The organism is Cohnella rhizosphaerae (genome assembly GCF_029525575.1).
Lineage (GTDB): Bacteria > Bacillota > Bacilli > Paenibacillales > Paenibacillaceae > Cohnella > Cohnella rhizosphaerae.
The window spans coordinates 364,059-377,598 of sequence record NZ_JAPDIA010000007.1 but is presented as its reverse complement, the minus strand read 5'-3'; the positions used below and the strand labels follow the sequence as shown (position 1 = coordinate 377,598).

At 58.2% G+C, this 13,540-nt stretch carries 13 protein-coding genes, 1 tRNA gene and 3 pseudogenes; 7 read left to right on the top strand and 10 right to left on the bottom strand.

The features are described 5' to 3' along the window. Positions 1–64: 64 nt before the first annotated feature. Both OMP40_RS19545 and OMP40_RS19540 read left to right on the top strand, forming a co-directional pair. A complete protein-coding gene (locus OMP40_RS19545; protein ID WP_277533860.1) occupies positions 65–811 on the top strand; it encodes an MBL fold metallo-hydrolase in 747 nt (248 codons plus the stop codon). A gap of 17 nt (positions 812–828) precedes the next feature. Then, positions 829–1,251 (top strand): GNAT family N-acetyltransferase, encoded by a 423-nt coding sequence (locus OMP40_RS19540; RefSeq protein ID WP_277533858.1) that lies wholly within the window; start codon positions 829–831, stop codon positions 1,249–1,251. A 51-nt stretch (positions 1,252–1,302) separates the two neighbouring features. Here OMP40_RS19540 and OMP40_RS19535 read toward each other — a convergent pair whose 3' ends face one another. Further along, a complete protein-coding gene (locus OMP40_RS19535) occupies positions 1,303–2,076 on the bottom strand; it encodes an SDR family NAD(P)-dependent oxidoreductase (RefSeq protein ID WP_277533856.1) in 774 nt (257 codons plus the stop codon). 15 nt (positions 2,077–2,091) lie between these two features. Continuing rightward, positions 2,092–2,830, bottom strand: a pseudogene (locus OMP40_RS19530) (SDR family NAD(P)-dependent oxidoreductase). A 180-nt stretch (positions 2,831–3,010) separates the two neighbouring features. Between OMP40_RS19530 and OMP40_RS19525 the strand changes: the two are divergent. Continuing rightward, positions 3,011–3,613: a TetR/AcrR family transcriptional regulator gene (locus tag OMP40_RS19525; RefSeq protein ID WP_277533854.1), complete on the top strand. Its 603-nt coding sequence runs from the start codon at positions 3,011–3,013 to the stop codon at positions 3,611–3,613. Positions 3,614–4,246: 633 nt separating this feature from the next. Here the strand turns inward: OMP40_RS19525 and OMP40_RS19520 are convergent. Then, positions 4,247–4,762: a DinB family protein gene (locus tag OMP40_RS19520; RefSeq protein WP_277533852.1), complete on the bottom strand. Its 516-nt coding sequence runs from the start codon at positions 4,760–4,762 to the stop codon at positions 4,247–4,249. Positions 4,763–4,961: 199 nt separating this feature from the next. Here OMP40_RS19520 and OMP40_RS19515 point away from each other — a divergent pair, with 199 nt between their 5' ends. Both OMP40_RS19515 and OMP40_RS19510 read left to right on the top strand, forming a co-directional pair. Continuing rightward, the gene (locus OMP40_RS19515; RefSeq protein ID WP_277533851.1) at positions 4,962–5,786 is read left to right on the top strand and encodes an SDR family oxidoreductase; all 825 of its coding nucleotides are present in this window, start codon (positions 4,962–4,964) and stop codon (positions 5,784–5,786) included. A 140-nt stretch (positions 5,787–5,926) separates the two neighbouring features. Next, complete coding sequence (locus OMP40_RS19510) at positions 5,927–6,526, top strand: TetR/AcrR family transcriptional regulator (RefSeq protein ID WP_277533848.1); 600 nt, start codon at positions 5,927–5,929, stop codon at positions 6,524–6,526. A gap of 15 nt (positions 6,527–6,541) precedes the next feature. Here OMP40_RS19510 and OMP40_RS19505 read toward each other — a convergent pair whose 3' ends face one another. The 4 genes and pseudogenes from OMP40_RS19505 to OMP40_RS19490 all read right to left on the bottom strand — a co-directional run. Next, positions 6,542–7,513, bottom strand: a complete 972-nt coding sequence (locus tag OMP40_RS19505; protein WP_277533847.1) for a helix-turn-helix transcriptional regulator — start codon at positions 7,511–7,513, stop codon at positions 6,542–6,544. 100 nt (positions 7,514–7,613) lie between these two features. Continuing rightward, a complete protein-coding gene (locus tag OMP40_RS19500; RefSeq protein ID WP_277533845.1) occupies positions 7,614–8,531 on the bottom strand; it encodes a DUF1835 domain-containing protein in 918 nt (305 codons plus the stop codon). An 82-nt stretch (positions 8,532–8,613) separates the two neighbouring features. Then, positions 8,614–9,732: an MFS transporter gene (locus OMP40_RS19495; protein ID WP_277533843.1), complete on the bottom strand. Its 1,119-nt coding sequence runs from the start codon at positions 9,730–9,732 to the stop codon at positions 8,614–8,616. A 67-nt stretch (positions 9,733–9,799) separates the two neighbouring features. Next, positions 9,800–9,967, bottom strand: a pseudogene (locus OMP40_RS19490) (MFS transporter); the annotation flags it as partial. Between the two features lie 262 nt (positions 9,968–10,229). Here OMP40_RS19490 and OMP40_RS19485 point away from each other — a divergent pair. Together OMP40_RS19485 and OMP40_RS19480 are read left to right on the top strand one after the other, a co-directional pair. Next, positions 10,230–10,859, top strand: a complete 630-nt coding sequence (locus tag OMP40_RS19485) for a TetR/AcrR family transcriptional regulator (RefSeq protein WP_277533841.1) — start codon at positions 10,230–10,232, stop codon at positions 10,857–10,859. Between the two features lie 168 nt (positions 10,860–11,027). Continuing rightward, a tRNA-Met gene (locus OMP40_RS19480) sits at positions 11,028–11,104 on the top strand. A gap of 72 nt (positions 11,105–11,176) precedes the next feature. On the opposite strand, the gene OMP40_RS19475 is transcribed toward OMP40_RS19480, so the two are convergent. From OMP40_RS19475 to OMP40_RS19465, 3 genes and pseudogenes are all read right to left on the bottom strand, one after another. Further along, the gene (locus OMP40_RS19475) at positions 11,177–11,533 is read right to left on the bottom strand and encodes a nucleotide excision repair endonuclease (protein WP_277533840.1); all 357 of its coding nucleotides are present in this window, start codon (positions 11,531–11,533) and stop codon (positions 11,177–11,179) included. A gap of 329 nt (positions 11,534–11,862) precedes the next feature. Continuing rightward, positions 11,863–12,543: pseudogene (locus OMP40_RS19470) on the bottom strand (ABC transporter ATP-binding protein). Beyond that, entirely contained in the window at positions 12,540–13,457 is a 918-nt protein-coding gene (locus OMP40_RS19465; RefSeq protein ID WP_277533838.1) for an ABC transporter permease, read from the bottom strand. Before OMP40_RS19465 ends, OMP40_RS19470 begins: the two are co-directional and overlap by 4 nt. Positions 13,458–13,540: the final 83 nt, after the last annotated feature.

Sequence of the window (13,540 nt, the reverse complement as noted above, 5' to 3'; positions counted from 1 at the left end):
TATATATGAAGCCTAGGCGCTAATGCTATCATCATAACAGATGAATCTCCGAGGAGGTATTCCGATGAAAATCCAGCTGATTCGCCATGCGAGCCTATGGTTGGAATATGCGGGAGCCAACTTCCTGGTCGACCCGATGTTCGGCGACCGGGCGACGATGCCGCCCATCGCCAATTCCGGCGACGATCGGCCCAATCCGCTCGTCCCGCTGCCTGGCCCATTGGACGCGTGGCTCGAGCCGGATGCCGTTCTTGTGACGCACTTGCATCCCGATCACTGGGATGCGGCGGCCCTTCAGGCGCTGCCGAAGACAGCCCGGATCTTTTGCCAGCATGGGGATGGAGAGGCGATCGCGTCATCAGGCTTCGCCCGAACGACCGCAATCCAAGACGAGACGAGCTTCCGGGGCATACGTATCCATCGTACGGACGGTCGGCACGGGACAGGCGAGATCGGCGCAAAAATGGGGGCGGTGTCCGGCTTCGTGCTCCAGGCTGAAGGGGAGCCTACGCTATATATCGCCGGCGACACGATCTGGTGCGACGAGGTGAAAGAAGCGCTCGATCTTTATAAGCCCGGTATGACCATCGTTAATGCAGGCGGAGCGAGATTCCTTGTAGGCGACGCCATCACGATGGACGAAGACGACGTGAGCCGGGTCATCGCGTATGCGCCCTATACCCGGGTCGCGGCCGTTCATATGGATGCCATCAATCACTGCCATGTCACGCGCGACAGGCTGCGTACCCGTCTAACCGCAAACCGGTTGCTGGATAAAGCGATCATTCCAGAGGACGGTGAGTGGCTATGAGCCGGCGCGAAAGAGATATGGATCGCATCGTATTGTCGACGGACCGGGCGCTGATCGACCTGGATTTCGCGTACCGCTACCTGCGCGACAACATGTATTGGGCGAAAAAGCTGACGTTCGACGTCTTCCAAAGGGCCGTGGCCCACTCCGCGATCGTGGTCGGCGCGCACGATTCGTCGAAGGACGGACAGCTTGCCGGATTCGCACGAGTCATCTCCGATCTGGCGACTTTCGCTTATTTGTCCGACGTCTTCGTCGAGGCCGAGTATCGCGGCCAGGGACTGTCCAAACGCATGATGGAGCTGATCGTCCATCATCCCGAGCTTCAGGGACTCAGGCGCTTCGCGCTCGTGACGGAGGACGCCCAAGGGCTGTATGCCAACTTCGGCTTTGAACCGCTGCGGGACGGCGCGAATTGGATGCAAATCTATAACGGATAACATAAAAAACTCTCCGGAAACGGAGAGTTTTTATGTCGCTGCTTGCTCGCCTTATTGGTTGATCTGGCCGCCATCCACCGTATAGATCGACTGCGACACGTACGAAGCGTCGTCGGACAGCAGAAAGACGGCTACGCTCGCCACTTCCTCGGCTTCCCCGTATCGGCCTAGCGGCACCGCGGCGCCGAACGCTTTTCTTGCGCCCTCGGCATCGTCGGGAACCGTATTTTTCTCGATCTGACGCATCATGCGGGTGTTGATGACCCCCGGTGCCACCGCGTTCACTCTGACGCCGTACGGAGCGGCTTCCAGCGCGACGACCTTGGTCATGCCAATCACCGCATGCTTCGAGCTGTTGTAGCCGACGAAACCGGGCGAGCCGATCAATCCCGCACCCGAGGACGTATTGACGATACTGCCGTAGCCTTGCTTTTTCATGACGGGAACGACGTATTTCAGCCCCAGGAACGCACCCTTCACGTTGACGTTGAACACCAGCTCGAACGTCTCGGTCGGATAATCTTCGACGTTGGCGGTAATGCCTTCGATCCCGGCGTTGTTGAAGAAGCCGTCGATCTTGCCGAACTTCGCGACCGTGGCGTCGACGTACGCCTTGACCTCTTCTTCCTTTGCCACGTTGGCTTGCAGCGCGATCGCGCGCGATTCGTCGAGCCCCAATTCGGCGATCGCCTGGTTCACGGCCTCCAGGTTCAAATCCACCAACGCGAGCTTCGCGCCTTGGTCCGCCAGCTTTTTCGCGGTCGCTTTCCCGATGCCGCCTGCCGCGCCCGTAATGATGATGACTTTATCGTTAAATGAACTCATGATGAGCACCTCTCCTTATTGAGCTGTATAGCCGCCGTCGACGGTCAAGCTATTGCCGGTCATGAATGACGAATCGTCGCAGGCCATGAACAGGACGGCTTTCGCCATCTCCTCCGCTTGTCCGAGACGCTTCATCGGCGTGAGTCCGGCCAACGCTTCCTTGCTTTCTTCCGGAATGATAGGCGTGTCGATAAAACCTGGGCATAATGCGTTAATGCGAATATGTTGTTCGGCATATTCGAGCGCAAGCGAGCGCGTCAAGTTGATGACGCCGCCTTTAGCCGCATTGTAGGCAGCCGATCCGGGCGACCCGACCCAACCGTACATCGACGCCGTATTTACGATCGTGCCCCCCGCCGGCCTTCAACATTTCCCGGATCGCTTCGCGCGCGACCAGGAAGACGCCGTCCAGGTCGACGTTCACGGTGTTGCGCCACTCCGAGTAGGCCAAGTCGTGCGACGAGTGAACGCGCCCGATGCCGGCATTGTTGAACACGACATCGACCTTGCCGAAAGCTTCGATCGTTTGTTTGAAAATATGGGCGACTTCTTCTTCGTTTGTGATATTGGCTTTAACGAACAACGCGTCGGCGTCAAGCGCCTTGAGCTCGCTCTCGAACGCCTTGCCTTTTTCTTCGTTCAAATCGACGAGGACCACCTTGGCTCCCTCGGAAACGAACAATCTTGCCGTAGCCGCGCCGATTCCGGACGCTCCTCCGGTTATGACGGCTACTTTGTTTTGCAGTTTGCCCATCGCTGACGCCTCCAGTAAAATATGTCGTAATCGTGCCGGACACCGTGCCAAATGTGTCTATCCTGTTCACAATTTAATTGTACTATTCTGACCGGAGGGAACAATCATCAACAAATCGCGGAGTGTCTATCCCGTAGACAATTCGCTTGAATATGTCTTTTTTCAAAGGAGGCCATCTTGTTGAATAGCGACAAAGCCGCCACGTCTCCACGGCGGGATCGGACGAACGATCATTTAAAATCGGCTTTGACGAAGCTGATCAAAGAGAAAGGATTTCATGCCGTAACCGTTAAAGACATCGTCGATTATGCCGCTTATAATCGCAGTACGTTTTACGCGCATTATCAGGACAAATTCGAGCTTGCGGAGGATTTGCTGACCTCCATGCTTCATGGACTGGAGATTGCCGTAGGACAGCCCTACGTTACTGGACAAAAAGTGTATACGGAGAAGCTGAACGTGCCGTCCTTTAATATCGTGGCTTACATTTACGAACACCGGGATTTTTTCGAGCTGATTAAATACGGCGACACGCTGCCGGGACTGCTCGCGGAATTTCCGCAGACGATACTGAAGATCTACCGGGAGCAATTCACTTTCGAGACGATCAACAACATCCCCGTCAACATGGATTACTTTAAACGCTATACCGCCTACGGCTTTTACGGCCTCGTGCTCAATTGGATCCGGCAAGACTTCAAGGAGTCCAAGGAGGCGTTCATCCATGAAGTGATCGATCTCACCAAGACGCATATGTATTCGTTCAAGTATGTAGGCAAATAAGAAAAGGCCGCCGGCGGCCTTTGTTTGCGCAATGGCGCGCAGCGGACGGACTCAGGAGCCCTTATATTTGTTCCGATCGCGCTTTGCAGCCCGCTCGCGGACCCAGGAGCCCCTATTGCGGGATTAGAGACTATTTTAGTCTTGATCTGGGTGAATAACGGCTCTTCAGTCCGTAATGATCACAATTGCACCGTTTTTTTACGAAATAGCGTCATCTGAGTCCGGTATCTTCGCTCGACTTGCCTTCGGTTACTCCCGCAGTTTTCATTTGCATCTCACGCTAACCTTTCCGCTTAACGTCATCGTAAGGTTGGCAAGCGAAGCCAGCGAGGGCGATTGGACGCCGCCGCTCCTGTTCGCAATATGCATGCTCACGGGATAACCTATGATGCCTGCATAGGATTGGCAGGCATTTCCGCCTCGGCTCGTCCAATCGGCCGGAAAGCCTGCGTTATCCAGCTCTCCCCTTTTTCGCCTCGCGCGACGATGCGAGAGAGGGGCGTAAGGCGCTGTGCAGCATTACCTGCCGGGACTATGGCGTATTCCGGGCCGAAGAGGCGCTGTACAGCATTACTTGCCGATTTTATACTTTCTATTATGTTAAGAAAGGCACCTCATCGGGTGCCTTTATCTTTAGATAGACGCCTGCCGCTCCACCAAATAAAACATATAATCGGTCGGTACGCCGGCGTGCCCCTGCTGTCTCAGCATCGCGGTTACGTTGCCCCGGTGATACGTACCGTGGTTGACCACATGCCGCAGAATCTCGGAAAAATGCGTATCGAGTCGGCCGTATATCGGATGCTCGATCGTCATCGCCTTGTCCGGGTCGGGCGTACGCCGCAGCAAGTCGCGAAACTCGCCGGAGACGCCGGCGAACAATTGACGCATCTCGTTCGCGGTTCGGCCCTGCGCTTCCTCCGTCCAGCTTGGGAGCTTCGGAAAAATGTCGTCGTTCGGCACGCCCGCGAGCACGGACATGAAGAGCCGTTCGAACAAGTACATATGCCCGAACGTATGCGAGACGGACGGGAACACGCTCGTCACCTCGGCATGGAACGCCTCCTTCGGAAGCTGCGCCAGATGGTCGAACAGCCGCTCGTTCGCCCAGACGTGATACTCATATAATTGATGCGATGGTTGAAGCATGGTCCACTCTCCTTTCATTTGTCGTCGTTGCTGCTACCGCAGTCTTGTCCCTATCGTACACCCGATCGGCTGACAAACGTTGTCAGCGAAGTTCGCGAGCTCGCCGTTTCCCAGTCGTACAGCCCCTCTCTTGACAACCGGATTCACGCGAACTATGATTAGAATGAACGTTCGATCTAATCATGCTGGAGGGATAACAATGACAACAAAAACAGTCTTTATCACAGGCACAAGCTCCGGACTCGGCAAGCTGACGGCCATTCGTTTTGCGCAAATGGGGTGGAACGTCGCCGCCACCATGCGTACGCCGGAAAAGGAAAACGAGCTGACGGCCTACGACAACATCCGTATTTTTAAATTGGACGTCACCGACGTCGAGCAGGTTCGCTCGGCCGCGGACCAGGCGATCGCCGCCTTCGGACGAATCGACGTCGTCGTCAACAACGCCGGCATGGGCACGTACGGTCCGCTTGAATTGGCTCGGGAAGACGACATCGATTGGCAATTCGCCGTCAATGCGCGAGGACCGATCAACGTCATTCGCCGATTTTTGCCTCACTTCAGAGCGAACAACGGCGGCATGTTCATCAATATCAGCTCCTTCATGGGCATCACGACGGCCGTGCCGCTCGGATCGCTCTACAACATGTCCAAGTTCGCTTTGGAGGGATTGACGGAGGGTCTCTATTACGAACTGAAGCCGTTCAACATCGAGCTCCGATTGATCGAGCAAGGCGGCTCCACGGGGAATAACTTCCGAGACAGTATCGTCTGGAACCGCGACGAGAATATTAAGGACTACGACGACATGATCGCAAATCTGAAGCAGGTAATGGAAGCGTCGGCCGATAGCGGCCAGCTGGACGATCCGCAGACGATCGTCGACGCCATCGTCGCCCAGGCGACGGGCGAGAGCAAGCAATTCCGCACTGTCGTCGGCGCGACGGGCAACAGTCTCATGGCGCTTCGCAACGCCGTACCGATCGAGCAGTATCTAGAGAAAATGGCCGAGGGCTTCCGATAAACGCAGGCTTATTCCCGTTCCCGATGCTGCGGATAAACGAGGTTCTCTATGCGGGCCGGCTTGTATTGACTGCAAAAAGCCGTGCGTTTATGCTAAATAGAATGAACGTTCGTTTTGTATCGGGAACGGAGGATGTCCAAATGTTCGAGAATTATAACAAAGTGCAGCGCGCCGTGCTCGAGACGACGCTGAACATGATTATCCGCAAGGAATTGCAGGCGACCTCGATGGCGCTCATCGCGAAGGAGTCCCGCGTATCGACGGGCAACATTTACCACTACTTTCAGAGCAAGGAGGATATCGTCAATGAGCTGTACAAAGCCGTCGTCACCTTCAACGGCGAGTATGTGCGCGCTGGCCTGGCGCAGGGGGAGACGATTCGCGAGAAATTCGAGTTAGGCTGGCGGCGGGTCGTCGACCTGGGCGAGCGGTATCCCGAAGGCTTCCAGTTCATCGAGCAGTATTCCTTTTCGCCGTATATTTACGACGATGTGAAAAAGGCCGTATATGTCGGCGGCTGGTGCGCGCCCATGAACCAATTGTACGAGGAAGCGATTCGGCAGAAGCTGTTCATCGCGCTCGATCCCGGCATGATGGTGCAAATGCATTACGGGTCGTTCGTGTACATCCTGAAGGCACACCTGCAAGGCGTCATCGAATTGACGCCGGCGCATGTGAACGAGGTCATTCAAGCCTGCTGGAAAGGCGTACAGCCCGTGGATGCGCCGGCGGCGGGCTAGAAGACGGACAAAGCTTCAATCGGGGCCTTCATCGTAGTGCGCCGCGATCCGCAATGCCAGCTCTCGCACGCTCCGCTTGAGCGCCAGCGGCTCCTTGATGCGAATGCGCGTCCCGAACGTCATCAGATACGTCGGCAGATGCTTGATCATCGTGGGCGCGTCGAGCTGAAAACGCGCATCCCGGTCGGTCCGCTCGGTCAGGTAGTGCCGCAGGTGCCAGTGGCCGCATAACGCGTTCAGCGCGTCCGGATCTCCCTCAATGCGGATGAGCGTCAGCGGCCCGTCCGCATCCCGCGCCTGCTCGGACTGATCGCGGAAGTAGTCGGACGCGGAAAAACGCACCGGCTTTTCAAACCTTGCCTCGGTCGGTTCCAGCTTCTCGATGCGGTCCACGCGGAACGTCCGCGTCTCCAGCGACCGGCGGCAGTATGCGACGGCGTACCACTCGCCCCGGTCGTAGGCCAGCCCGTACGGATCGATTTCGCGTTCGTCGATCTGTTCCGCATTCGCCTTGCGATAGGCGATCCGGACGGTACGCCCGGCCTCTGCCGCCTGCTCCAGGTCCCTCAGCGATGCCACGACGGAAGGCGGCCGTGCCGGAGCGATCACGTCCAGGCCGCCCGTCCTGCCGGACAGCTCATGGCGCTGATCCTCTTCCAGCCCGCTCTCCACCTTCTTTAGCGCGCTCTCCAGCTCCGACGCGTACGGATAGCCGGCGCCCTGCGCGAACTTATACGCGTCGAGGAGCGCCTTCAGCTCCAGGGCATTAAAGAATAAAGGCGTTTCCTTGAAGCCGTCCAAAATGCGGATGCCGCCGTCGTGGCCCGACTCCGCCACGACCGGCACGCCGCTGGCGCCCAGCGCGTCTATATACCGGTACACGGTGCGAACGCTGATCTCCAGCTGGTCGGCGATCTGCGCGGCGGTGAGCTTCCTGCCGCCCCGGAGCATCCATAGCATGGACAGCATGTTATCCCATTTGGCCATTCGGGCGTCTCTTCCTTTCCTGGACGCTTATTCGCCTTGGCGCGTCGATTCGGCGTCAGTCGGCTGCTTCCGCCCCGCGTCCCAACGCCAGGTCAGATCGTCATGCAAATGCAGGCCCCCCGTACCATTCGTCCATCCCTTTAAAATGCCCAATCTGTACGCCCGCAGCGACATTCCGTCCCATCTCCGTCAAAGCCGCGACGTTTTCGGAATCGCCGGGCAAGGCGCTGGGATTTCGTATCTCTATTAACGCGACGCGCGGTTCCGCCATTTGTCGGAGACGATACCAGAATTCCAGATCGCCCATCCCTAACAGACTTAATCGCTCTCCGACTGCTTTAAACAGCCCGAGCGGCGTATTCGTCCCGTCCCGGACAAGCTCCAAGACGGTCTGCTCGACGATGCCGAGCCCGCTTGGCGCCGCGGGCAGACGGGACATATGCATGTCCAGCGCCGCCTGCGCGAAGGGAAGCGCCGACGTGTCTTCCCGAAGCATGGCAGCGTGGTCCTCTACGTTCGGCGATGCGTACGCCTCCCAGATCCGCTTGCCCGTCTCCAGCTCCCGCTGTCCGATTCTCTTCCACGTGCCGACCAGCGATTCCAGCTGCGCCGCCGTCAGTTGTCCCAAGCCGCGGAACCGTTCGACGCCCGGATACGCGCCGATGCACAGCAGATTGAGTTTCGTATCCCCCAGCTCCTGCCGCGAAAACCAATGCAGCAAATAACCGAGCATCAGTTGGTCGAATAGATCATGCTCGAACCAAAGCACGACCTCGTCGTACTGGCGGAAGCGCTGCAGGGTCCGCTCCTGAGACGCGCAGGCCGCCGTATATTCATCGGCAGGAATCCCCATGGTCCGCTCCAGATAGGCCGCTCTGGCCGCTCTCGCGCCAGGCTCCTCCATTTTTACAAACGTCGGACCTGCCGGATACACCTCTCTCCAGACCAGGACGTCTCCGCGGATATTCCCTTTTCGCAGCTTGTCGCCGACGCTGTCGCCGTTTACGATGTGAAGCATGACGGTTCCTCCTTCGCGAAGTTGTCGAGACGAGATCCATCGCGCGGTAATCAGGTGAAGGACCTTCCCAGTCCAGTGTATACTACGGCGTTAAAAAAAGGGAGGTCGAATCCTCCCGTTTCCTCTTTATTTCTTGCCCCTCGATAGCATAAATGCCGGGATGATCGCCAGCACGGTGAATCCGAACGACCACCAGAACGCCGCCTGATAGGCGTGGGCGACGGCGCTTACGCCGGAGATTGCCGCGCTTCTGAGCTGCTGATCGATGACCGTGGCCAGAATCGCCGAGCCGAAGGCGCCCCCGATCGTCTGGAAGATCCGCGTGGCGATGCTCGCGTGCGGGATCTGCTCCTTGCTCAGTCCCGCGTAGGCGGACACCATGATCGGGATAAAGATGCCGTTCAGCGCCGCACCCCGCACGAATTGCGCGATACCGAGCAGGACGTGATTCGTATCCGCCCCTGCGAGCGCGAACGGAATCGTGCCGATCGCCGTCGCCGCCAGACTGAGCAGCACGATGTTGCGCGAGCCCATCCGATCCGCCAGTCCCCCCGATCCAGCTCCGCGTCGCCAGCATGCCGAGCCCTTGCGGGATAAGCAGCAGCCCGGTATCCAGCACGCCTACCCCGCGCACTTGCTGGTAGTAAAGCGGCAGCAGCAGCATCGCCCCGTTCATCACCATCCCGGTCAGGAACAGCGTGACGTTCGAGCCGAGAAAATGACGGGACCGGAACAGCCGCAGATCGAGCAGCGGCGATTGCCTCGCGCGCAGCGCGTAAACGATGTAAGCCGCCGCGAGGACGATTCCCCCCGCGAGCGGAAGCGAGACCTTCAGGCTGCCGAGTCCGCCCTCCGCGCTGGCCTCGGATATGCCGTAGATCAGCGCCGCAAAAGCCGGAGACAAAAGCAGCAATCCGACGATATCGAGCTTCGGCTTGTCGCGCGCCCGCTCGTCGGCCGGAATGTAACGCCAGCTCAGCCAGATCGCGACGAGCATGATCGGGATGTTCACGTAGAAAATCCAACGCCAATCGAGGTTTTGAATGAGCAGGCCGCCAAGGACGGGACCGAGGATCGGGCCGATCAACGCGGGAATGCTGATGATCGCGATGAGTCTGCCGAGATTGCGCCCGCCGGACGATTGCACGAGCACATTTTGCATCGTCGGGATGAGCAGACCCGCGCCCACGCCCTGCAGCAAGCCGGAAGCCGATCAGGCTGCCGGTATTCCATGCCAGGCCGCACAGGACGGACGAGACCAGAAAGATAATCAGCGAGAATACGTACACTTTTTTCCCGCCGTATCGCTGAATCGCCCATCCCGAGAGCGGCACCGCCAACCCCATCGTAAGCACGTACCCCGTCACGACCCACTGAATGGCGGATACCGTGCTGTGCAGGTCGGATGCCAGCTTGTCGATAGCTACGTTAACCATCGTGGAATCCAGCTGGGACGCGACGGCGCCGAAGACGAGGATCAACGCGATCCTCAGCACGCCGGCGTCCATTTTTTCTTTGGGCGGTTTGGCCGCTCGCGCCTCCGCTTGTACGCTTGCCATTTGACGTCACCTCTCGCTCTCTTTAGAGTACGGTACGTACCGTACCTTATATGAACAAGATATGCTATTGCGCCGAGAAATGCAATATAATAATTAAAGCGAGTATTCACACTTCAAGGATCGTCGAGAGGATAGAGCGATGGCTGAGTCGAAAAAGGAGCAGGCCCGGAACAATGGCCCCGGTACGCGGCGGCGGGGCGAAGCGCTGGAAAACGCGATTCTGCAGGCGGCCTGGGAAGAGCTGGAGACGACCGGCTACAACCGCCTGACGATGGAGGCCGTAGCCGCGCGGGCGCAGACGAACAAGACGGCGGTCTATCGAAGATGGCCGAATAAAGCGCAGTTGATCATCGCCGCCCTTATCAAATTCGCCCCCAAGCCTGCGATCGAAGCTGCGGATACCGGCGAACTGCGGACGGACGTGCTGACCTTCCTGCAAGGCATCTTCAAACCGCTGCAAGCGATCGGCCCCGAGACGATCCATGGGCTGATGAGCGAATACCCCGGCAAGGAGCATCCGATGTCCAAGCCCTTGCCGCCAAGATCCGAGGACGACCTCTTCGCCGCCATGCGGGCGATCGTCGGCAACGCGGAGAAGCGCGGCGAGCTGCGGCCGGGTCAACTGCCGGAACGCGTCATCTCGCTCCCGGTCGACCTGCTGCGGTACGAGATGCTGACCACCCATGGCGCGGTATCCGAAGATGTCGTCGTCCAGATCGTGGACGAGCTGTTCCTGCCGCTGGTGAGGGCGAGCGCCCAAGCCGAATAAAAGCATCGGGCCCTTCTGCATGGCGCGCAGCGGGGCTTCTTCGGTCGCGCATGCTAGCGGATTTGTCTCTTGGCAGTATTTTTCCCTTGGCGCTTGCATATTTGTTCGAACTGCTGTAATATAAGGAATCTGTTCAACGTTCATGTTTAACATGTTGCGTTACAATGTCGCGGGGTGGAGCAGCCCGGTAGCTCGTCGGGCTCATAACCCGAAGGCCGCAGGTTCAAATCCTGCCCCCGCAACCAACTTATCACTTCAATGGATGCCTACATAGGAATGCCCCTCGACCACGGCGGTGGACGAGGGGCATTTTCTCGTTATTTGAAGAACACTTTATCCACATTGTACTTGGCCTTGAATTCGTTGATGATGTATGTCTCGTAGAGTTCCCTATGGACCGGATCCTCGACCAAACAAACCTCGATCTTCGTCACCTCATCGCGCTTGTCTTTCATGACCGACGCCGAATCCTCGAAGTGTTTCTTGATCCGGGGTCTCAGCTTCCGGGCCTTGCCTACGAACAGGAGCTCGCCCTTGTCATTATAGAACATAAAGATTCCCGCTTTATCTCTCGGAATCTGAATGAAATCCGTAAATCCGTAAATATGGCTGAGCTCTGGGGCCTCCTGCTTGTAAATCGTGACATCGGGCACAGGCGCCGTTATTTGTATCATGAACATTCACTCTCTCTTGGACGACATTTTATTTTAAGTTTCAAGTCCAGCTTACATTCTATCCATTATGAACATACCCGTCCACCAATATGATACCATTTGGCAAATCTGTCCTGCGGTGGCAGGCGTAATGGGGTCCATTTAATGCATCGGAACTCGGGCGCGGGCATCGCCGTATTCGCGGCGGACGGGGGGCGCTCTTTCGAGAAAGTGAAGTTATACAGGGGACTTTAGTGCAGCACAGCATAAGTCGAGAACGAGGTTATCAAGCATTTTATATTGGGCGTTGTCGCCTCCCTCATCAGTAGCGCCGTATTGGCCATGCGCTTCTACTTCTCAAGCAAACGGCCGTTCTCTAAATAAAGCACGCGATCGCACAACGGAAGGACGCGTTCGTCGTGGGTCACGAGCACCGCGCTTTTGCCCCGCTCCCTCGCTTCCTCTGCGAGCATGCGGACGACCTCCAGGCCCCTGGACGCATCGAGGCTCGCCGTCGGCTCATCCGCCAGCAGCACGGCCGGATCGTTCATCAGGGCTCTGGCGATCGCGACGCGCTGGCGCTCGCCCCCCCGACAGCTTGTCGGGGTAGGCATCGCTGCGATGGTCGAGGCCCAGCTCGCGCAGCAGCTCCCGCGTGCGTGCGGCCGCCTTCGCTTTGTCCATCCCGCCGAGCTTCGCGACGAGCGTCAATTGCTCGCGCACCTTCAGGTAGGGAACCAGATTGGCGCTTTGAAAAATAAAACCGAGTTTGCGAAGCCGCAGATCGGACAACGCCTGCTTGTCCAGGCCGGCGATCGATTCCCCGTCCAGCAGGACGTCGCCGCTCGTCGGCTCGAGCAGGGCGCCGGCAATCGACAGGAACGTGCTCTTCCCCCGAGCCTGAAGGACCCATCACCGCGACGAGCTCCCCCCTCCGCCACCTGCAGATTCAGCGAATCCAGTATCGTACGCCTGTTGCCGCCATCCTCGAAGGCGTGCGCAATATTTCTCAACACGAGTCTGTATCTCATGCCGCAGCCCTCCCGATCGCATCCAACGCGTCGATACGGGCGACCTTCCACACCGATAACAAAGATCCGGCCAGGGACATCGCGATAAAAGCGCCGCAAGTAAGGCCCAGCGTGGATAAATGCAGCTGAAACGGCATGCTTCCGGGCAGGAACGCCTCGATCGCGCGGACAAGGAGCGCGCTGGCGATCAAGCTGGCCGTCGACAAGAGCAGCACCTGCAGCGCGACGCTTCGCGCAAGGTAGGCGGTGCGCGTGCCGATCGCCTTGAGAATCCCGAATTGACCGGTCTTCTGAATGGTGACGACATAGAAAAATACGGCCATGACAAACGAACCGATGACGAACAAAAAGACGATCATCATCCACAGCGAGCCTTGCTCTTCCTTGTAGCCCGGAATCGCGGATACCGCGTCCGACTTGGAGACGAGCTCGACGGTCGGCATAGCCGCGGCCAGCTTGCTAACCAGCTCCTTGTTCGCTTTGACCGCGATCGCGCTGTAGTTCGCGCCGTCCGACGACTTCCCCGATTCCGCCGCCTTCGGACGTGCCGCAGCCGACATGCGCTGAAGCTGCGCCCATTGCTCCGCGCCGAGGAATACCGCCGGCGAATGGCTGAAGGACTCCTGGCTGACGAACCCGCCGACCGTCCATTTCAAGCCTGAAGCTTGATCGACGATGACCGAGCCGAGGGCGATGCCGGCGTCTTTCAGTTTACGATCCGCGAGCACCATGCCCGGCGCCTGGGGCGAGAGCGCGTTGCCTTCGGTTACCGCGGGCATGAGCCAGCCGCCCGCCCGTATGCCGAGCAGCGTCACATCCAGCTTTTGCGCGGTGCCTTCGGCCGTTACGGTCGTCATTTTGACGCCCAGCGGCTCGACGTTTTCTTCTCCCGCGATCGCGCTTGCCTCGCTCAACACGGATGCCCCGACTTCCGAGCGTGTGAAGCGGTGGTTCGAGCCCTCTTCCATCATAAAATGCGTGGCGGCCATATTTTGAA